The following is a 20,572-nucleotide window of genomic DNA, read 5'->3' on the forward strand; positions in this document are numbered from 1 at the left end:
GGCTGACAACTCTAGCGTCTGGCCGCCTCAATCCAGTTCGCCAGCGTCACCGAGGGCCGCGCGCACCTCGTCCGCGCCCGGATTGCGGAGCACGACGTTGCCCACGACGACCGTCGGGGTGTATTCGTCCCCGCTGTTGAGGTCGCGCAGCTGCGAGTTCGCCTCGTGATCCTCGTAGACGTTCACCCAGGTGATCCGGTCGTCGTCGGCGAGCTCGCGCTGCAACGCCGCGCAGTAGATGCAGCCCGGCTTCCACAACACCACCGCGTGACCAGGTGCGATACGTCCCCGGGCAGCCGCCCAGCCGACGTTCGCTTCCCGTTGCGGCCCACGACGACCGAGCCAGTAGACGAACCCGCCGCCCACCAGCACCTCGGCGCCGGCAGCGGCCAGGTGCCCGCCGCGGACGAGTCCCACGGCGAGCAGCGCGGCAGCCACCGCCACGAGGATCAGGATGACCCGGCTGACACGTCCCATGGTCACCTTGCCTCTACCGTCCCTGGTCGGAGTCGCGATTGACACCCGTGAGGCCGTTGATGAGCCCACTCACGATGCTGACGACGATCGAGCCGAGGAACGCGGCCCCCCAGCCCTCCACCGTGAACGGGACGCCGAGCCGAGCGCAGATCCAGGCGCTCAGCATCAGCATGGCCGCGTTGATGACCAGGAGGAACAGCCCCAGCGTCAGGAGGATCATGCACCCCGAGAACGCCTCGACGATGGGCTTGACCACCGCGTTGACGAGGCCTATCACGACGGCGACGATGAGCAGTGTGACGACCGTCCCCGCCCCCTCGGCTCCCCCGACCCCGGAGGCGGCGATGTGGATGCCGGGCACGAGCAGGCCGGCCACCCATACGGCGGCGGCCGTGGCGAGCACGCGCAGGACCAGATTCATGCTTCCTTGATACCAGCCGGGCCCAGATGCGCGTCCACGATCGGGCGCAGACGGGCCAGGCCGGTGAACACCACGGCCGGCATGCCGAGACCCCGGGCGGCCTCGACGTTGACCGGACGGTCGTCGACGTAGAGCACGTCGGCGGGAGGCAACCCGAGCCCGGAAAGAGCGATCCGGTAGATGCGGGGGTCCGGCTTGACCAGCCCGACCCGCCCTGAGTAGGTCACGGAGTCGAGCGTGGCGAGCCAGGGCTGCGTTGTCTCGACGAGTTCGATCACCTCCGGGGGCAGGTTGGACAGCACCCCCACCCGGTGGCCGGACGCGAGCCCGCGCACGTAGGCGACCATCTGCTCGTCCGCACGCGACCAGCCCTCGACCTCGGCGGCGAGCACCGCGTCCGGGTCCGGCAAGCTGTGCCCCGCCTTCGCCGCCAGGCGAAGCCAGTAGTCGCGTCCGGAAATCAGCCCCGCGTCGTAGTCGTCTCGGGTCGCCCAGTACACGTCCCACAGCTGCGGGCCCCCGAAACCGGCGGCGCGCTCGATCGCGGCGATGGTCTCGGGGCTCTGGTCGCGCATGATGACGCCGTACAGGTCGAAGAGGATGCCTCGGCTCATGCACTCTTTTCTACCCTGTCCACCCCGCCGAACCCGGCCCGGGCGACGGCCCGGCGCCGAGCGTAATGTGTGGGTCGGCATAGTCTTTCGAGTCGGTCAAGGAGGTCCGTCACATGAGCGTGTACGGCAAGGTCGTTGTGCTCGGCACCGGGATCATGGGCACGGCGCTCGCCGGGCGCCTGCTCGGCCAGGGCGAGAACGTCACCGTCTGGAACCGGACGCCGGAACGCGCGGCTTCCCTCGCCGCCGCCGGCGCGACGGTCGCCGCGACACCGGCCGAGGCTGTCACGGGAGCCGACGTGGTGCTCCTGACGCTCTTCGACGCCGACGCCGTGATCGGCGTCCTGAAGGAGGCTGCGGACGCCACGCCCGCGGGAGCCACGTGGGTGCAGATGTCGACCATCGGCATCGAGGGCACCGACACCGTGGCCGCGGTCGCCCGGGAACACGGGCTCACGCTGGTCGAGTCGATGATGCTCGGCACCAAGGGACCCGCCGAGCAGGGCACGCTGGTGCTGCTCACCGGAGGCGACGCCGACCGCCTCACCGCGATCGACCCGTTGTTGGCCCTCGTCAGCCAGAAGCGCGTGTACGCGGGGCCGCAGGTGGGCGCGGGCAGCAGGCTCAAGCTCGTCTGCAACACCTGGATCGCTCTCCTCACGGCGGGCACGGGACAGGCGTTCGCCATGCTGCGCGCCCTCGGGCTCGACCCGAAGCTCTTCCTGGACGCGATCGCCGGTGGTCAGTCCGACAGCGTCTACGCACACGTCAAGGGCGATCTCATGATCGCCGACGACTACCAGCCGGCGAACTTCCAGCTGCGGGGCCTGCACAAGGACCTCGAGCTGGCCGAGGACGCCACCGGCGACGACGGGAAGTTCCCGATCCTGGACGCGCTCCGCGGGCTCTACGCCAAGGCCGAGGAGCAGGGCCAGGGCCGCGAGGACATCGCCGCCGTCTACCGCGTGCTGCCCTGACCCTGACTCGCCTGCGGCGTCCGGCCCGGTCGAGCGCCTCCGGTGCCCTCAGGGCACCGGGCTAGCATGGCTGCGAACACGCGGAGGCCATGTTGAGCGACGAAACGTTGGGCCCCGCCCGCATCCGGAGCGGGCAGGTCGGAGCCCATCCCGCGGGACGCCCGCCCTCGTCGACCGCCACGCTGGTGGTGGTCGTGACGCTGGTGATGGCCTCGCTCATCGTGTTCGTCATCGGGCTCGCCCTGGCAGCCGGTCAGGCCGCCTCGACCGCTGCGATCGCCTTCTCCATCGCCGTCGGCGGGAGCTTCCTGGGCTGGTACGTGAAGGCCCTGGTCAGCGGCAGCGGCCGGTCCACCGCCCGCATCAATGCCTGGCCGCCGATCGGGCTGGTGAGCGCGTCCTGCTTCGCCGTCATCACCGGCTACGGGTTGTTCGAGATGCTGACCGGCACGCACCTGGGCACCCGGATCGCCTTGTTCGCGGCGGGCATCGTGGGGGCGGTGGCCGCGCTCGTCGCCTTCGTGCGTGACGCCGACGCGGCCGAGGCGGACGGTGTGCGGCCCTCCGTCCGGAAGCAGACCCTGACCGACGACACCGAACACATGCCGGTGGTTCCCGGGGAGACGAGACGTCCCGCACGCGCGAGGTTGATGCTCCTCCCCGATCCCGAGGAAACCGTAGAGGGCCCGGCGCATGCCGAGCCCCCGGCCGAAACCGGCCTGGCTGCGCACCTGGAATCCGCAGCGGGCGCCGGAGCCCCGATGGACGACACCGGGGCGGCGCGGTTCCCCGCCGCCCGCCATGCCGCGCCGTCGTACGGCACGCCCCGAGAAGCACCCGGCGAGGCACCGGGGTTCGTCGTCCCACCGGAATGGGGGGCCTCCGAGCCCGAGGCGCCGCCGTCGCGCGGTGCGCGCCGGGGAACCGCCGAAGCCCCGCCGCCGTGGGAATCGGAGTTGTGGGGGTCGTCGGACGAGGGCGAGCCGCCCACTCGCGCCCGGCGTGGTGTGTGAGAACGCACCCGCAGGATTATTGGGGTTGATCGTGGGTCATACTCGACCCACGATCAACCCCAATGTGTGGTGACCCCATTCATCCCTGAACGCCGAGAACCTCCTGTAAGGCGCCGAGCTTGCGCGGGACGTCGTACTGGGCGCCACCTTCGTGCCCGTTGTACGTGAAGACCTCGATCTGCGAAGGACCGGCATAGGCGTGGTAGGCGGCGAACACCGTCGACGGCGGGCAGATCTTGTCCATCAACCCTACGGAGAACCAGCCGGGGCAGCGCGCACGCGCGGCGAAGTTGACCCCGTCGAAGTACGACAGCGTCCGCATGACCGGCTCGACCTCGAATCGGTGGCTCATGAGAAACCGCGAGATCTCCGCGTAGGGGCCCTGATCGGTGATCTGCGAACCCCGCCGGTAGTGGCACAGGCAGGGCACGTCGGCGATCATGCCTGCGACGTCGTCACGCAGCCCGGCAACCGACAGCGCCAGCCCACCGCCCTGGCTGCCGCCCAGCACCGCGACCCGATCCCTGTCGACCGCGGGTAGGAGCTTGACGGCGTCGACCGCCCGGACGGCATCGGTGATCAGGCGGCGAAAGTAGTACCTCGTTGGATCCTCGACCCCACTGGTGAGGAAACCCGGCGCGGACGCACCGTGCCCGAACGGATTGATATCCGGAGTGATACCGGTCGTCTTGCCTCCGCCACCCTGCCCTCGGTTGTCCATCACAACATGCGCGAACCCGAACGCGGTCCACGTCAACCAGTTCCACGGAACGCTCCGTCCCGCCTTGTAGCCGAGATACTGGACGACCGTGGGGAGCGGGCCGGTGCGATGGCGAGGAAGCAACAACCAGGCCTTGATCGGCTGCCCCAACCAGCCCGAGAAGGTGACGTCGAAGGCCTCAACCGTCGCCAGGGGGGTCTCGAAGGGCTCGCACGCCAGCACCGAGGAATCGACCGGCGACTCGGCCAGGGTCGTCTGCCAGAACGCGTCGAAGTCGTCTGGTTCCTCGCGCGCCGGACGATAGCGGCGCAGTTCGTCGAGCGACTTGTCGAAGAATGCCATGGATCTGTTTCCTCCTGGTTGGATCGTGGTGACTGGGTCAGGAAAGAAAAGTGGAAGTTTCCCAGGCCGGTTTCTTACCAGCGCGAAATGAGACCCCGACCATGAGCTCAATTGCGGTTATTGCGGATTCGTACGATCGAGGACGAGCAGCCCGACGAGCACCGGCGCGGTGGCGGAGAACAGCAGCGGGCCCAGCGGGATCGGGAGTGAGCAGATGGGGGCCGCCACGATCGCGCCCAGCAGCGCCGTCCCCCTGGTGACCGAACCGAACGCGAACCAGAGTGCCCCCCGTATCCACTCGCCCACCGACTCGTCCGGCCGGGTCGCCGCGACCACGGCCAGAGCGACGTGGTAGATCAGCAGCACGAGAACCAGCCCCAGGCAGATCATGAACAGGGCCAGGGCTACCGGGCCGCTGCGGCCCGAGAGGAAGATCACGTCGATCGCCAGTAGCGCCAGGGCGAGCGTCGAGACCACGGCGTGCGGCATCAGGACGCGCGCATAGCGCCGGAAGGCGCGGAACGTCCCGGTGAGCACACTCGTGTCGCCGTTGGTTCGCCAACCGTCGAGTGCCCGACCGGCGGCTGCGAGCGCGGGCAGCCAGGTGACGACGCCGAGGGCGAGGACGACGAACGCCACGCCCGCCATCGCCGGATAGGCGAGGTAGTCGAGCCACCAGAAGATGGGCCGGTGCCGGCGCCGTGCGACCTCTCGTGCGCGTGCGGTCACCTCCCGACCTCCAACACGCCGGTGAACGGGATCGCGGAATCGACCAGTCCTCGTCCACCCATCTCCAGATGCCGCGCACCGACGACCGCCACACGACCGCCAGCCTCGGAGGAGGCGACGAGCACGGCCCGCGCGTCGGTGACGAGGTCGTCGGCCTCGATGATGCCGTCCGCTCCGGCGAGAAGCACCCGCTCACCGCAGCCGAGGTCGACCGTCGTCGAACCGCCGCAGGGCTGCAGCTGTGCTTGGGGAGCAGTCGGCGCGAACGCGTCGAAGGGCTCGATGACGGTGACTGCCAGCAGCTGCGGCGCGACCACCGGGGTCACCCGCAGTGTGTGCAGCCGACGGGCGAGAACGAGGTCGGGAGTGCTCGAGGTCGGGTTCGCCACCACGTCGGTCACACCCTGGCTCGCCACCGCACCGGCCGAATGCACGGTGAGCCAGGCACCGGCCCGGCCGTTGCGGAGCATTCGCCGCACGACTCCCATGCCGGTTCCGTCATCGACACGCTCCGCCGGATGGTCGGAATGGAACAGCAGCGTCCACGCGTGCGGGGCGTCCGACAACCCGCGATCCACGATCACGGCGCGGCCTGACGGCATCACCACGAGTGTGCGCTCGAGCGAGGCGACCCGCAGCTCGGGCGGGTACATCGCGCCGACGCGTGCCGTGCCGTGCAGGAACCCCTGCTCGGCCAGCACATCGGTCATGTCGGCCACACGGTCTGCCGGCGCGTCCCCGTAGGCGTTGAAATCGCCCTCGCCGGCGAAACCCTTCCCGTCCACGAGTACGAGATTGTGGTTGCCCGCCAGCTTGTGACGCGCGTAGCCGTCCTCGACCAGCAGCCACGCACCCCGCGAGACGAGGACGAACGAACCCGCGTCCGGGTGATGGTGGCCCGCATTGAGGGTGTGCCAGCCGTGTCTCGCGTCCAGACTGCGCGACACGGTCCAGGCCTTGTGACCACCCCCCGGTGCGGATTTGAACGAGTAGGCGGTCGCGTCGGCGTCCCACGACGTGCGGTGCACGAGGAGACCGAGATCGCCGAAAGCCGCTTGGCGGGGCGTGGTCGTCGCGGGATCGACGGGCGGGACGCTCGCATCGTGCCACAGCAACTCGGCCCATGCCTCCGGCAGCACGCCCGGGCGGACGCCGCTCTCGTAGGCCTCGCGCCAGAAGAAACGGTCCGCGACGCGATCCGCCAGCCACTGGGCCTCACCGATGCGATAGCGCGAAGCCAGGATGCGGTAGAGCGCGACACTGTGGCCGCTGCGCCGATCGTGGCAGTCGCCGTGGTCGATGATCTCCTCATAGCCGGGAGCCGCCTGATGCAACCTGTACCAGAAGGTGTTGGCGAGGAAGCGACAACGCTGCCACCAGTCGATGCCCTCGGAATGCTGCAGCAGATCGAGGTAGATCGCGATCCACGGCACCCCGTACCGCCAGTAGACGACCCCCTCCATGTCCGATCCGTCCTCGGGCAGCACATCGACGACGACATCGAACGAGTCTTTGGCCAGGTCGGTCCACGCACGCTCACCGAGGACGTAGCCCGCGGCGGCCAACCCGGTATGGCAGATCCAGTGGTGGTTCTGCCAGAACGAACTGGACCACCACGACCCCGTCGACTCGAGCGCGAACTCGTACATCCGCCGTCCCTGGAGGGAAAGCTTCCCGCGCAGCGCCTCCCTGCGTCCCGCGGACAGGTCGTTCCCCAACCATGAGAAGGCCAGCGAAAGGCCATGGAGCAGCCAACCGGCGTCGAGGTCGTGATCCGGCATGTGTGCTCGGCCCCAGTGTTCGAACCCGATCGCCGGCTCGATCCATCGCCAGGCCTCTTCGAGATAGTGCGGCTGCCCTGTCAGGCAGTATGCCAGCGCGAGGTTGGCCGCTGCGGGGCCCAGATAGGTGATGCTGGCCATGGGGTGGGCCGCCGGCGGCGACATGCGCCGATAGAGATCGCACTGCTCCGCCAGACGTCGCCATTGCGGTGCCAGGTCACCGGTCAGTCGCCCGCGCAAGTCGCGCAGGCGCTCGTCGTCCAGCAACAGCATGGTGTGCGTGGTGGCAGGCGCCCCGTCACCGCCGGACGCGATCGGATCAGTCATGGAGCACCTGCTCGGGCAGTTGATGCCGGTCCACCCGGCCGTCGCCATGCCGGACGACGACGGTCGCACCATCGACCTGGACGTCGACCACGGTCGCCGCTCCGGCTTCGAACACCGAGACCCATGTCACGGTGGTCGCCCCGTCGGCAGTCCAGTCGACATGGGTACGGACGCGTTGGGGGTCGTCGGCCGGCCCCGGCCCGGGGTGGGCGATCGCCAGCACACCGTTGCCGGGCGCGGCGGAGTCGCGGAACCCCCTGTGCAGACCCCACAGGGTTTCCTCACCGTTCCACTGTGTTCGCACGAGATCACCGCTCTGCCGCACGGTCAGGTCGACGTCAGGTCTCAGACCGAGCGTCAGCCGGCGTGGACGATCCGCAGCGGCACGGACCACGTCGAGCAGGTAACCGGAGGCCACGGCCACGTGCCGGATCGCCCGCGCGCCTTCGTACCAGGTGTTCTCGTCGCCGGTCACCGAGACGGTGACCGAGTCGGCGGTGCGGGTGATGAGCGTCCCGGTCGCCTCCGCAGGATCGCGGTCGTCCACCCGCACCGTCGGATGCGCCGCCGCCGAGGCGTAGTACGCACGCCAGGCCCGGTGGCCGTACGGAACCTGACCGGGGTCCGGCTGCCACGGCGTCACCGCACCGTAGAGGGCGAGCGAGAGCTTGTCGTGATGCCCGTGGGATCCTCCGTGAGGGCCGTAGTCCAGCACGGCATGGATGCCATCGGCGCGGAGCACGCAGATGCCGGACTCCTCGTCCACCGCCACCCTCGCCCGCGGACGAGCGGGCACCTCGAGCGCGGGAGCGCCGAACCACCCTCCTGGGATCGTGCGGATCTCGTCCGCCAGATCGTCCGCCTGAGTTCCGGCATCCCTGCCCGCCCGGTCGGCGACTGCTCCGAGACGCCGATTCCGTGCGAACGCGTCGCTCAGCGCGCACAATTCCATCCACTCGAGCGCGAGTCCCGCTCGCCGGTAGGGGCCGTCGTGCACCGCGGGCAGAATCCCGCCGTCCGTGGCCAGATCCTCCAGCACACCGATCATCGCCAGCAACCGGTCCCGGGCATTCTCCGGCAACAGGGTCGGCTCGCAGCCGCGCAGCGACAGCAGGTACGCGCGCAGGACGAACCCGTGGTAGTAGGTGGTCGCCTCCCACTCCCAACCACCTCGCGTGGTCGATGCGAGCATGTGCGCGATCTGTCCGTACTCGCCGCCCACCCAGTCGTCGTCCACACCCGTCGATGGCGTCTCTCCCCTGATCAGGGATGCCGCGACGCCGCAGACCCGTCCCGATGCGTTCAGCCACGCGGTGTAGTTGGACGTGAAGTGACCGTCATCGACGAGGTGCTGCCGCCCCGCACGCGCTGCCTCGACCGCCTGGTCGAGCACCGGCAGAAGTGGGTGGAGCTCGGGCGCGCCGCCAGGCCGTGTGCCGGCGAGCGACCACGCGGCGTGCCCGATCGACACCGACCAGATCGCGTCGGTCAGAGCCTGCTGGAAGAGCCGCCCGCGCAGCATCCAGCCTTGCGCCTGCTCGTTCTCGCCCCCCATCGCCACCCTCGCGTAGACGTCGGCGAGCCCTGTGAGAAGCGCGACGGCTTCATCGCGGGCAACCGGATCGTCCGTGCGCGCCGCGCGATACGCCTGCACATCGGCCCGCCGCGCCCAGGCCTGATGACTGAGGACGAGCCAGGCTCCCCTCACGTCCTCGGTGTCGACGCCGCATCCGTACTCACAGGGCAGCCCGCCCGCAGGAGGCCGTGCACCGGGGATACCTTGCGGCAGCAACTCGGTGCCGTGGACCGGGCACACGTAGTTGTGCCACCAGCCGCCGCGTGTGTACGGCAGGTCCACCTTCTTCTGCGGCTCCCCGGTGCTGGTCGCCGATTCGACCGGTCCGATCACCGCGGCCAGGTCCCACCGTCGACGTCGAGCGTGGTGCCGGTGATGAAAGAGGCCTCGTCCGAGGCGAGATACAGGACGGCAGCCGCGACGTCCTCGACCGTCCCGCCACGCCCGATGGGCGCTCCCGCGACCATCTTCTGCTGAGCCTCGGGAGTGCTGAAGACGCCGTGGAACGACGTCCCGCCGATGTATCCCGGGGCGACCGCGTTGACGGTGATCCCCGACGGGCCGAGTTCCTTGGCGAGTCCCTTCGTGAACCCCCGGACACCGGCCTTCGCGGCGGAGTAGATCACCGAGCCGGGACCCCCTCCATTGTGCGCGGCAAGCGAGGACATGGTGACGATCCGGCCCCTGCTGGATTCGCGCAGGTACGGGATGGCGGCCCGGCACGTGCGGAACGTGGATCCCAGGTTGAGGTCGACGACCTTCTCGTAGTGCTCGTCGGACATCTCGGCCACGCTCACCCGCCCGACCAGATGTCCTGCGTTGCACACGAGCACGTCGAGCCCGCCGAGGAACCCGACCGCGTCCCCGACCAGGTGATCGACGGCGTCCGCATCGGTCACATCGGCCTGGATCGCGATGGCGCGGCGACCGAGCGCCTCGATGTCGGCGACCGTCGCGGCCGCCTCCTCCGGTGAGTGCCCGTGGTGCACCACGACGTCCGCCCCGGCCGCGGCGAGCCCGAGCGCTATCCCGCGTCCGATGCCATGCCCGGCGCCCGTGACTAGTACGCGAACGCCAGTCATATCCATTGCCATGCCGATTCCTCTCCTTCCGGACGCCGGCACACCGCCGGTCGTCCCAGATGTTGTGGTTACTTGATGCCCGCGTTGGCGAACCCGCGGACGAAGTACTTCTGGCCGAGGATGAACAGCAACACCATCGGCGCCGTCGCCAGAGTCGTTCCCGCCATCAGATAGGCCCACTGGGTTCCGTTCTCAGTTCTGAAAACTGACAGACCAACCTGAATGACCCGCATCGAATCGCTGTGAGTCACGATTAGTGGCCACAAGAAGTTGTTCCACGAATCCACAAAGGTTAGAAGGCCGGCCGTGATGAAAGCGGGCTTGATCAGCGGCGTCATGATTCGAGCCCATATACCCAGTTCACTCACCCCGTCTAGTCGCGCCGCTTCCTCCAGTTCAACCGGAAGGTCCATATAGAATTGTCGGAACAGAAAGACAGCAAATGGAGTCACAGCACCCGGAACAATAAGAGCCCACCATGTGTCGAGCCAGCCGGTACCGCCTTGACCAAAGAGGTCATTCCCACCGAACAACGGCATAAACCGTACAATCAGGAACTCGGGGATAATTTTGGTATAGGTCGGAATCATCAGTGCACCCAGCACCGCCATGAATGCGAGATTCGAGCCTCGAAACTTGAGTCTTGCCAACGCATATCCTGCCATTGATGCGATGACTAGATTGATAGCAGTATGACTGACTGCGATGATCAAGCTGTTGCGCGCGTACGTTACGAACGGTGCGGCTTGCATCGCCTCGGCATAGTTGCTCCACTTCCATTCCGTTGGAAGCAGAGTCGGGGGTGACGCTGCCAAATCTTGCGACGACTTCAAGGACGTCAGCACCATCCACACGAAGGGCATCACCATCACGACCGCAATGATGCCGAGCAAGGAGTACAACGCAATTCGACCGATTGCCGACCAGACTAACGGCCGCGATTTCTCTAGTCGGCGCGCAGATGGCGTCCTTTTCACGACATCAACGGTCACCGCGGTCGCCTCCATTAATCCTACGATTAATAATCGTTAAGATGACGAGAACTACGAACAAGATAATCGACTGAGCACAGGCGTACCCCATCCGGAACTCGCGAAACGCCGATTTGTAGATCTCGTAGGTGATCATTGATGTCGTATTGGCTGGGCCGCCATCTGTCAGAATATAGATCAGATCAAAAGCTTGGAAAGCTGAAATCACAGACGTTACAACCACAAAGAACGTCGTCGGCTTCAGCAGTGGGAGCGTGATGCTGAAGAACTGACGCCATTTCGGCGCCCCATCGACCGCGGCAGCTTCATACACATCCTCCGGCAAAGCCTGGAGAGCGGCCAAATATATGAGCATCTTCAATCCAATTCCCTGCCAGATCCCCACGAGAATCACTGCTGGCATAGCGAGCGTCGTAGATGACAACCAGTCATGAGTCGGGAATCCAAAAAAACTCAGGATTGCGTTGAATAAGCCACTTCGCGGATCATAAATCCACAACCAGACTAAAGCAACTGCGATCGTCGCTGTGACCTGCGGGATGAACACTGCAGTACGGAACAGTGCTCGTGCTCGAATTTGCATATTCAGCATAAGTGCGATCAGCAACCCGAGCGCCATTGCAACTGGTACCACAAAGAACACATAGACAAGCGTATTGATCATCGCACGACGAAAAACCGAGTCGTGTAGAAGGTCCATGTAGTTCTCGAGACCAATGAACTCCGGCGAGGACAGAACGTCGTATGACGTAAAGGAGAGCGCAAATGCAGCAAGCACTGGCACGCCGATCCAGATGGTCAGGTGGAGCATCGCCGGCGCGGCCATAAGGGCGCCCGCATGCCTACGAGCCGCGCTGGCTTGTCGACGCTGCCGACGTAGTCGTGTCGCTGGCCTAAACCTCACAGAATCGTCCGAATCTCGTCCAATAGTTTGTTCGCGGGTCAGGACTGTCACGGTCCACCTCTCTTTCTCTGGTTGGCACTGTGATCATCACAACCGCGCTATTGCAGCTTCAGCAATCCCAGTGAGCTCATCGATTGCCGCCCTTGCCGATTGCTGCCCCACGACCGCACTCTGAAGCGTGGGCTTGATCTTCTCGCGAATTTCCATCCAGGCTGGAGTGCCACCTTCGGGACGAGACTTATCGAGGTTCTCAAGTGCAAACTTCACAAACGGATTCCCGGCAACAAAGTCGGAAGTCAACAATTCGTCCATGCCAGGAACTGATCCTCGTTGAGCGCAGGCCGCTAGCACGGCATCCTGACCTCCCAGGAACTCGACGAGTGCGGCCGCCGCTTCGGGATGCTTGGACGTTGCTGACTGCGAAACGATAGTTCCGCCCTGAAAGATCGCCGGAGTCGGGTTCGCAACTGCGAACCATCCAACTTTGTCGTCTCGAATGAGTTCCGGAGCTTGGTCAAGAAGTGTCAGCATGAGCGAGTTATCAGTCATCATCATGGCCGAATTTCCTGACTGAAGCGACGAGGGCATGCCCTTTTCGGGAGTTTCGTTCGCAAAAATGGCCGAACCGTCTCCGACGAGGTCGATGTACAATTGCAATGCTTCGACACCTTCATCGCCGCCGAAGAGAACTTCTCGACCATCCTCCGAGAACATTTCGCCGCCATTGGCGAACAAAAAGGTCTCCCATCCCTGTCGCAGATCGATTGAGAATGGATCGAAGCCAGCTCGGATAACTGATCCGCCTGAGTCACGCACCGTAAGTTCTTTGGCAAATTTTCGTAGATCGGTCCAGTTCGTCGGAGGCGCATCGATCCCGGCTTCAGCAAAGAAGTCCTTGCGATACGCGCCGACACGAACATCAAGCACCATCGGGAGGCCATAGAGATTTCCATCGAACCGCGCGGGTTCGAGCACTCGACTCTGGTAAGCGTATCGTGTCGCGAGTGAATCTGCGATCGGCGCGATCGCATGCTTGTTGGCGAACGGAGGGATCCAACCGACACCGAGCGTCAAGACGTCGGGCATCAGCCCGCCGGCAAGAGCCGTGGTGATCTTCTCGTTGAGCTTGCTGTAATTGGTGTAGTCAATTGTGACATTGATGTTCGGATACTGCTGATTGAAGGTCTTCAGCAAGTTTCCCTCAAGTGTTTCTTTACCCGTGGCTCCCTCAAACAGTGCGCACAGGAACGTGATATCCCCTGACACGTCTGCGGGATCACCCCCGGCGCTGCCCGTGCTCGACGAGCTGGAGTTCGAACCGCCGCAGCCGGCGAGCAAAGCCGTCGTCCCGACGCCCATGGCAGCCAACAGGCTCCTTCGGGTGAGTTCCATGGCGTGACCCTTTCGATCCGCATTGATACGACAGGTGTTGACACGGGGTCGTCCGCGACCCTTTGGTGCAACGTTGCACCAAAGGTTAGGCAGATCTGTCAGTCAACGTCAAGTCCCGACCGGGACTCACTGTCCCGAAGCCGAAAGGCCTTCACAGGAATATGGCTCTGACAGCTTTAAACACCTCCACCGGCGCGCCGCTGGCGCGCGATCGTACGAAGCGGTATCCTCGTTTTCAGGAGTTGAACGATCTACCGAGCATCGAGCAGCTCGTCCACCAACCACTGATGCTTGGAGCCCAGGGAGCGAAGGTCTGCATGTCCCGAGTGACGATCCTCGACGTCGCGCGCACCGCGGGTGTGTCGACCAGCACGGTGTCCAACCTGCTCAACGGGCGAACCGACAAGATGCATCCCCACACCCGGCAACGCGTCGAGTCGGCCATCCGCGACCTCGGCTACCGGCCGAACCGCGCGGCGCGCCAGCTGCGCATAGGCCAGCCCGACGTCATCGGGCTCGTCGTCCCATCGGTCGGGAACCCCTACTGGGGCGCATTGGCTCGGTACCTCGAAGCCGCCGCCCTCGCCGAGGGGTACCACGTCCTTCTGTGCAACTCCGAGCGCGACCCCGACCGCGAGCGCCACTACATCGACGAACTCCTGGCCGAGGGGGTGCGCGGCATCGTCCTGTGCTCGTCACTCCATTCCCTGGAACACGTCACCGAACTGCTCGATCAGGGCCTGCGTCTGGTGGCCTTCGACCGCAGCGCCCAGGCCACCGACCCGCCCTCGCTCGTCAGCGTGAGCGTCAACAACGTGGTCGGGGGCGAGTTGATGGGCAACCACCTCACCTCACTCGGGCACCGCCGCATCGCCTTCGTCTCGGGAGCGATCCGCAGCATCAACCGCACGGAACGACTGCGGGGATTCCTGCATGCGGCCGAGCGCGCCGGGATCGCCAAGGACGAGATCACGGTGTGGGGTGGCAGTGCGGACGCTCCCCTCGGCGACGTCGAAGCCGCGGAGGTCGGCCGCGCGGCCACGGCGGAGCTGCTCGCGAACGCCGAGCCCCCGACGGCGATCTTCGCCGTGAACGACATGACGGCGATCGGGGTCTGCCGCGCGATACGCGACGCCGGGCTCGAGGTGGGACGCGACATATCGGTCGCCGGGTTCGACGACATCATGCTCGCCGAGCTCTACGCGCCACGCCTGACGACCGTACGGCAGCCGATGAAGGACATGGCGGCGGCCGCCTTCGAATCACTGCACGCAGCCGTCGAGACCGAGGACCCCACACCGGGTAGTTCGCTGCTCTTCCGTCCCGAACTGGTGGTCAGGGAGTCGACCGCAGCCCCGGCATGAGGACGCGCGCTGGCACATCGGCGGAGGGTCGTACCACATCTGACCGCAGCCCCGGCATGAGGACGCGCGACCCGTTTGCGCGTGGCTGGAGTGCGGGATCGAACCCGCGAAAATTATTGGGGTTGATCGTGGGTCGACTATGACCCACGATCAACCCCAATAATCACTGGACCTCTTACAAGCGCTCCAACAGCCAGTCCCGGTCACGGACGTGCTCGGCCACATCGCCGGGCGTCTCCAGGATCACCGGGGCGGCGGCGTCCCTGATGGTCGCAACGAGCAGGTCGGGATCGATCTGTCCCTGCCCCAGGTTGGTGTGACGGTCGGCGCCGGACCCCGCGGCATCACGGGAGTCGTTGCCGTGCACCAGGTCGATGCGTCCGGTGATCGCCCGGATGCGATCAGGTAACCCGTCCAGGTCCTCGCCCGAGGCATGGGCGTGGCAGGTGTCGAGGCAGAACCCGACCTCGGTGAAATCCCTGGCGGCGCCGACGGCATCCCAGAGCTTGGCGATCGACTCGACGTAGCGGGCCATGGCGTGGGCGCCGCCGGCGGTGTTCTCGATGAGGATCGGGCAGTCCATGTGCAGGCCGTCGACCGCCTTGAACCAGTTCTGGTACCCGGCAGCCGGGTCGTCGTTGGCAGTGACATGCCCGCCGTGGACGATGACCCCGCGCGCCCCGATCTCGGCTGCGGCGCTCACCTGCTGTTGCAGCAGCTTGCGGCTGGGAATGCGGATGCGGTTGTTCGTGGACGCGACATTGATCACGTAGGGCGCGTGCACATACAGGCCGACACCCGCGGCCTGCGCGTCCACCCTGAGCGCCGCGGCGCCACCGGGGTAGTCGACCACGGGGGCCTTCCACCCCTGCGGATCGCCGATGAAAATCTGGACGATGGACATGCCGCGAGCCTCGGCGGCAGCGATCGGGTTGCCCGGGCCCACATGTGCGCCGATCTCGATGCTCATGGGTCGAGCCTATGACGAGCCGTCCTCCGCACGGAACCGGCCGCCCACGTGCGCGTCCTGCTGCTGCCACCCGACCGGTATAGGGTCGGGGACTCGAAACCTTGACAAGAATCTCAGTTGTGCTGCGCGTCGGAACCGAGGAGCGCTAGCTTCTTGATCGGAAGATCAACTCAGCACCGAATCTTTAGAAGTCGCTGATGACTGTACGTGGAAGTGCCTCAACGCAGCCCTCAACCCCGTCGACTGGGCCGCCTGCGCGATCTGCGCCGGAGGAAATGGCGTTGCCTGCGCCTGGGGTTGTCGCCATCATCTTCCCTGAGGAGCACTTGTGACCTCCGTGCTGCTGATCGACCCCCAATTCGGTGCTCACGGGCTCGGCTTGGTGGAACCACTGATACCCGGGGCCCGTACTTGGCCTGCCTCCACCGTCAACTCGATAATGGCCCTCGTTCAGGCGGAGGACGCCCTCACCGGCATCCGCGCCGAGACGGCCCCAGCCCGAACCATGGTCGCCCGCGCGGCGGGCTGCAACACCGCGGCCCGTCTGCTGACCGATGGCATCGCTGCCCGCGTGCTGCTGATCGACCCTGTCTCGACGTCGACCGCCGACGATGGCTTCGGCAGAGCCAGCAGGGTCGACCGGCACTTCTTCGAGCGGCTGGCGGAGGCGAAGAAGACTGCACCGGATCCATCGGACGCCGCTGTCTTGATGGACCCGCTATTCAAAAGAGGCCGCCTGCCCGAGGCGGCCTACGAACTGGCAGCCCGCGGCCTGAGCCGACGACCTGAGATCCGGGCCAGGCTAGAGGCCAGCCTGCGGGCTGTCGAAGAACTCCGGCAGCCGTACGACGAGCGCCGTTGGCCGCCGGCCGCTGTCGAACCGGATTTCGACTGGCTCACCAACCTCCGCGAACAGCCATCCGGCTCGGCGACCGTGTGGCTGTCGCACGACGCCGAAGGGCACCCACCCGCCGCGCAACGGGACTACCTGGCCACGGCCCTGCCTGCCGTCGACGTGGTCGCCCAGCCGTGGGAGGAGTACGACTTCATGGCCGATCCCGCACCACTGGCCGCCGCGCTCCGCAACTGGCTGGCGGGCTGACCACATCCCGGGCTACCGCTCGGAGTCCCGAACCGGGTCAGGACTCCGAGCGGTAGCGCGCCCCGCCCAGCCGGAAGTCGAAGCCCGGCCCGGCCGGGGTGTCGTCCCCGGGCCCGGGCGCGACGCCGAACACCAGCTCGACGATGGCGTTGGCGGGCCCCGGAACGAACTGCAGCACCTGCTCGCCGATGCCCAGTTCGGTCGGGCTCACCGGGGACAGGCCGAACAGTTCCGCCCACCGATGGGCGAGCGCTGCAGGATCGTCCACCTCGATGACGGCGCGGCTCGTGGTGACCTCACCCTGGGCGTGCTTTCCCAGCAGGCCGCTGCCGGCCAGCTGACCGAGGCGGACGTCGTCGGGTACCTGCCAATCGATGACGAACGGATACGGCAGGCCGCCGTCGGTGCCGGAGATCGTGAAGATCCGCCACCGCAATTCCTGCCCCTGGGGCGTGGTGCGGTTCCCCGCGGCGATCGGCGAGACCGCGAGCCCCTTGTCCCGGAGCTCCTGCCACGCCTCGTCGATGTCATGCACGCGCAGTGCCACGCGGGAGAATCCCTCCGAATCGGGCAGGTAGTTCGCGGCGTCCGAGAAGACCAGTTCACTGGGGTCGTCCGGCTTCAGCTGCTCGGCGTCGTCGATCGTGAGGAACTCGACGTAGTTGAGCCCGAAATAGGCCAGCGCGTTCTTGGTGCCGTGCCCGACGTGCCTGCCTCCCGGTTCGGCGACCAGCCCGTACTTGCCGAATGCCTCGCGCACGGCCTCCAGGTCGTTGACGTAGTGGACGGTGTGATCCCAGCGGAAAGTGGTCATGTCATTCCCCTCTGCCCAGTTCGGTGGTTCGCGCGACGGCACGGAGCACCGCCGTGTGGATGACAGCGGCGAACCCGCCCCTCTCCAGCTCGTACTGCAGGTTGATGCCGACCCCGGCGGGCGAGTTGTTCCGGTGCAGCAGCACCTGCGGCAGGACGTCCTCGCTGGTCAGGAGGTTGATGCCGCCCACGATGTTGTCGATCGCGATCTTCGTGGCGATGTCACGCGGCAGCCCGGCGAGCACACCCGCGTCGATCAGTGCATCGACGAAGTGGTACACGATGTTGGGCGGGTAGAAGCCCGTGATGACGTCGATCAAGGACTCGTCCACGTAGAGCGTCTTGCCGAAGGTCGACAGGAACCCCTCGACCGACTCCTGCGTGGCGTGGGCGCCGAGCGCGACCCCCGAGTAGCCGTAGTCCGTGGTGGTCAGGGTGTTCGGGATGATGCGGACGATCGGGCGGTCGGCGCCGAGCACCTGTTCCAGCTGCTTGATGGTGTAGCCCGCCACGATCGACACCACGACCGTGTCTGCGCCGAAGCGCTCGGCGACGGAACGGCCGACGCCGACCAGATCGTCCTGGGGACGCACGGCGATGACGACGATGCCCGCGTCCGGACGATCCACCGGGCCCGCGGGCAGCACCCCGTACTTCTCCGCGAGCAGCGACACCCGCTCCGGCCGGACGTCCTCGACATGGATCGTCCCGATGGGGAAGCCTGTCCGGCGGCTCGCCACCGCAGCGATGATCGCCTCGGCCATGTTGCCGCCGCCGACGAAGTAGAGGTTCGTGGTCATCGGAGTCCTTTCAGTGGTTCTGGGCGTCAGCGACGGCTCCACCGTTGTCGATGGTGGGCATCGCGGCCCTTGTGAGTGGTCATGAGGGTGGACCGACCGGCCCGGCACCGCCATGGCGGGCACCCGGATCCCGGCCTTACCGCGGCAGCGGGAAGATCCCGGCGACAGGACGACACCCCCGCGCGTCCGGCCTCGTTCGGAGGCGTCCTCCTACGGGCTAGCCGATCGTCGGGCACGGACGACAACAGCACGCGGAGCACCCCGACTCGCGACGTGGCTCGTGTTGGCCATCGATCCGCAGATGCGCGCCGATCCTGCTGCCCATGAGGGGAGCCTACTGCACCGAGCGACCGGCACGGCGCCGTCCGTGGCCGGGCGCGGACTCGCGGGCCGCCCGGCACCCCGAGCCTCCATTTCGACGCGCTCGGCACCGGCATTCAGCGAGCGCGACCCGGTCATGAAACACTTGCCGGGTGGAGGTGTTGCAGCTGATCGGCGACTTCTTCGGGGCATTGCTGGCAGCGGCGAACCGGGCCATGCGGCTCGATCCCACCGCGCTGACGACGGGCACGCGATTCGGCTGGTGGGTGCCGGTCGCCGTCGCCCTGATCTCGGGAGTCTCCATCACCCTGGGGCATGGTGTCGTCCTCGCCATCAACCGGGTGCGGGGCTTCCGGCGCATGCTCACCATGCTGGCGTCCGGCATAGGCACCGTGCTGACGGGAACCCTGGAAGCCCTGATGATCGCACTGGCCGGCCACGTGGTGACCGGTGCCTCGCTCAACGTCATGGACCTGCTGACACCGGTACTGCTGTCGTCCGCCCCCTACTGGCTGGGGTTCCTCGTGGCCGTCCCCTACAGCGGACCGGGCATCGCACGCGGCCTCAACGTGTGGCACCTGGTCTGCCTGTGGGCGCTGCTCATCCCGGTGCTCGACGTCGGGCGCACGATCGCCCTCACGGTCGCCGCGGCCGGCTGGCTCGCGACCACCGCACTCGGCTGGCTGGTCGAGCACTCGCCCCTGCGACTCCGCGAACGTGTGTTTCGGCTGGTCAGCGGGACAAAAGGACTCACAAGCGAGGACGTGCTCGCCAGTTCCACGATGGAGGCCCGGCGATGACCCTCGGCCACATACTCGTCGTCATCGTCGTGGCGCTGATCATCGCGGGGCTCGTCGCCCCCACCGAGGCCATGAGCTGGTGGCGCCGGGGAGACCTCGACGACAAGGCGATCCACTGGCCCACTCGGGCAGAGGCTTTCCAACGACCCGGCGACGACCCCGACGACGAGATGCCCGACGCGCTTCCTCCCGAGACCGACCACTATCTCGTCTACCTGTCGGGCATCGGTATCAGCAGCCCCGACCAGCTACCCGTGGTCGAGACCCCGCTGATCGACCTCCTACAGCAGCGAGTCGGCCACACCACCCTGATATGGCAGATCTACCCCTACTCGGTCGAGAACACCGCCCTCACACAGGGGCGGCGTCTGGCCCGCCTGTGGCGCACCCTGTCGGTCTGGAAGCACGAGAAGGCCCGGTGGCGCGCACTGTCCTTCCTCATCAACCTGCGCAACGCCTTCCAGATGTTCGTGAGCTCCGACAAACGCTACGGACCGGTGTTCAACCTTGCCGTCGCCCAGCAGATCGCAGCGGCGCTCGTGCGCCACGGCTACGTGCCCGAGCACCACAGACCTGTCACACTGCTCGGCTGGAGCGGCGGCGCCCAGATCGCCGCCGGCGCGGCCTGGCACCTGGCCGCCCTGGGGGTGCCCGTGAGGCTGCTGTCGATGGCGGGCATCCTGTCGTCCGACCCGGGCCTCGACCGCTGCCTGCGCATCTGGCACATGCGGGGCGACAGCGACAGGGCGCAGGAACTCGGTCTCGTGCTGTTCGCGCGGCGGTGGCCGATCTTCCGCAACTCCAGCTGGAATCGGGCCCGACGCGAGGGTCGTCTCACCGTCGTCAGCCTCGGCGCGCTCCGCCACACCGGGCACGGGGGCTACTTCGCCGCGAGCCCGCCGCTACCCGACGGACGCGAACCCCGGCAGGCCACCGTCGACCACATCCTCGGCGTGCTCGTTGACGCGGGACTGGCCACCGACGGCCTCGCGGGCATCCCGGGGGACGACCGGGCATCCCGGCGCTCGGAGGACGATCCGACGTAGTCTCGGCA

General features: G+C 66.7%; 20 protein-coding genes. 6 read left to right on the forward strand and 14 right to left on the reverse strand.

From position 1 onward, the window contains the following. Positions 1-27: 27 nt before the first annotated feature. The 3 genes from FB473_RS16220 to FB473_RS16230 are packed head-to-tail and all read right to left on the reverse strand — an operon-like array spanning position 28 to position 1,512. The gene (locus FB473_RS16220; RefSeq protein ID WP_167171357.1) at positions 28-477 is read right to left on the reverse strand and encodes a glutaredoxin family protein; all 450 of its coding nucleotides are present in this window, start codon (positions 475-477) and stop codon (positions 28-30) included. Positions 478-490: 13 nt separating this feature from the next. Further along, positions 491-898, reverse strand: coding sequence for a phage holin family protein (locus FB473_RS16225; protein WP_167171360.1), 408 nt, complete (start codon positions 896-898; stop codon positions 491-493). Further along, the gene (locus FB473_RS16230) at positions 895-1,512 is read right to left on the reverse strand and encodes an HAD family hydrolase (protein WP_167171364.1); all 618 of its coding nucleotides are present in this window, start codon (positions 1,510-1,512) and stop codon (positions 895-897) included. Before FB473_RS16230 ends, FB473_RS16225 begins: the two co-directional genes overlap by 4 nt. Before the next feature lie 113 nt (positions 1,513-1,625). Between FB473_RS16230 and FB473_RS16235 the strand changes: the two genes are divergently transcribed. Together FB473_RS16235 and FB473_RS16240 are read left to right on the forward strand one after the other, a co-directional pair. Then, a complete protein-coding gene (locus FB473_RS16235; RefSeq protein WP_208390870.1) occupies positions 1,626-2,489 on the forward strand; it encodes an NAD(P)-dependent oxidoreductase in 864 nt (287 codons plus the stop codon). Between the two features lie 89 nt (positions 2,490-2,578). Beyond that, positions 2,579-3,502: a hypothetical protein gene (locus tag FB473_RS16240; protein ID WP_208390871.1), complete on the forward strand. Its 924-nt coding sequence runs from the start codon at positions 2,579-2,581 to the stop codon at positions 3,500-3,502. A gap of 79 nt (positions 3,503-3,581) precedes the next feature. Here the strand turns inward: FB473_RS16240 and FB473_RS16245 are convergent, their stop codons facing one another. The 8 genes from FB473_RS16245 to FB473_RS16280 form a co-directional block, all read right to left on the reverse strand. Then, a complete protein-coding gene (locus tag FB473_RS16245) occupies positions 3,582-4,565 on the reverse strand; it encodes an acetylxylan esterase (protein ID WP_167171370.1) in 984 nt (327 codons plus the stop codon). 117 nt (positions 4,566-4,682) lie between these two features. After that, positions 4,683-5,294: a hypothetical protein gene (locus tag FB473_RS16250; protein WP_167171374.1), complete on the reverse strand. Its 612-nt coding sequence runs from the start codon at positions 5,292-5,294 to the stop codon at positions 4,683-4,685. Then, positions 5,291-7,402, reverse strand: a complete 2,112-nt coding sequence (locus tag FB473_RS16255) for a heparinase II/III domain-containing protein (RefSeq protein ID WP_208390872.1) — start codon at positions 7,400-7,402, stop codon at positions 5,291-5,293. Before FB473_RS16255 ends, FB473_RS16250 begins: the two co-directional genes overlap by 4 nt. After that, on the reverse strand, positions 7,395-9,311 hold the full coding sequence (locus tag FB473_RS18535) for a heparinase II/III domain-containing protein (protein ID WP_208390873.1): 1,917 nt from the start codon (positions 9,309-9,311) through the stop codon (positions 7,395-7,397). Before FB473_RS18535 ends, FB473_RS16255 begins: the two co-directional genes overlap by 8 nt. Further along, positions 9,308-10,072 carry an SDR family NAD(P)-dependent oxidoreductase gene (locus FB473_RS16265; protein WP_167171377.1) on the reverse strand — a complete coding sequence of 255 codons (765 nt, stop codon included), beginning with the start codon at positions 10,070-10,072 and terminating at the stop codon, positions 9,308-9,310. Before FB473_RS16265 ends, FB473_RS18535 begins: the two co-directional genes overlap by 4 nt. 56 nt (positions 10,073-10,128) lie before the next feature. Beyond that, positions 10,129-11,052, reverse strand: a complete 924-nt coding sequence (locus FB473_RS16270) for a carbohydrate ABC transporter permease (protein ID WP_341770157.1) — start codon at positions 11,050-11,052, stop codon at positions 10,129-10,131. Continuing rightward, entirely contained in the window at positions 11,042-11,878 is an 837-nt protein-coding gene (locus tag FB473_RS16275) for a carbohydrate ABC transporter permease (RefSeq protein WP_167171383.1), read from the reverse strand. The genes FB473_RS16270 and FB473_RS16275 overlap by 11 nt, the downstream gene beginning before the upstream one ends. Positions 11,879-12,043: 165 nt before the next feature. After that, on the reverse strand, positions 12,044-13,348 hold the full coding sequence (locus tag FB473_RS16280; RefSeq protein ID WP_167171386.1) for an extracellular solute-binding protein: 1,305 nt from the start codon (positions 13,346-13,348) through the stop codon (positions 12,044-12,046). Positions 13,349-13,665: 317 nt separating this feature from the next. Here FB473_RS16280 and FB473_RS16285 point away from each other — a divergent pair, with 317 nt between their 5' ends. Then, positions 13,666-14,712: a LacI family DNA-binding transcriptional regulator gene (locus FB473_RS16285; RefSeq protein ID WP_167171389.1), complete on the forward strand. Its 1,047-nt coding sequence runs from the start codon at positions 13,666-13,668 to the stop codon at positions 14,710-14,712. Between the two features lie 175 nt (positions 14,713-14,887). Here FB473_RS16285 and FB473_RS16290 read toward each other — a convergent pair whose 3' ends face one another. After that, the gene (locus FB473_RS16290; protein ID WP_167171392.1) at positions 14,888-15,682 is read right to left on the reverse strand and encodes a deoxyribonuclease IV; all 795 of its coding nucleotides are present in this window, start codon (positions 15,680-15,682) and stop codon (positions 14,888-14,890) included. A 337-nt stretch (positions 15,683-16,019) separates the two neighbouring features. Between FB473_RS16290 and FB473_RS16295 the strand changes: the two genes are divergently transcribed. Beyond that, entirely contained in the window at positions 16,020-16,784 is a 765-nt protein-coding gene (locus FB473_RS16295; protein ID WP_167171396.1) for a hypothetical protein, read from the forward strand. Between the two features lie 37 nt (positions 16,785-16,821). Here the strand turns inward: FB473_RS16295 and FB473_RS16300 are convergent, their stop codons facing one another. Together FB473_RS16300 and FB473_RS16305 are read right to left on the reverse strand one after the other, a co-directional pair. After that, positions 16,822-17,598 carry a VOC family protein gene (locus FB473_RS16300; RefSeq protein ID WP_167171399.1) on the reverse strand — a complete coding sequence of 259 codons (777 nt, stop codon included), beginning with the start codon at positions 17,596-17,598 and terminating at the stop codon, positions 16,822-16,824. Position 17,599: 1 nt separating this feature from the next. Beyond that, positions 17,600-18,397 (reverse strand): pyrroline-5-carboxylate reductase family protein, encoded by a 798-nt coding sequence (locus tag FB473_RS16305; protein ID WP_167171403.1) that lies wholly within the window; start codon positions 18,395-18,397, stop codon positions 17,600-17,602. A 473-nt stretch (positions 18,398-18,870) separates the two neighbouring features. Here FB473_RS16305 and FB473_RS16310 point away from each other — a divergent pair, with 473 nt between their 5' ends. Beyond that, a complete protein-coding gene (locus FB473_RS16310) occupies positions 18,871-19,518 on the forward strand; it encodes a hypothetical protein (RefSeq protein ID WP_167171407.1) in 648 nt (215 codons plus the stop codon). Beyond that, the gene (locus tag FB473_RS16315; protein ID WP_208390874.1) at positions 19,515-20,564 is read left to right on the forward strand and encodes a hypothetical protein; all 1,050 of its coding nucleotides are present in this window, start codon (positions 19,515-19,517) and stop codon (positions 20,562-20,564) included. Before FB473_RS16310 ends, FB473_RS16315 begins: the two co-directional genes overlap by 4 nt. Positions 20,565-20,572: the final 8 nt, after the last annotated feature.

Origin of the sequence: Brooklawnia cerclae (assembly GCF_011758645.1) — a bacterium.
Classification (GTDB): Bacteria; Actinomycetota; Actinomycetes; order Propionibacteriales; family Propionibacteriaceae; genus Brooklawnia; species Brooklawnia cerclae.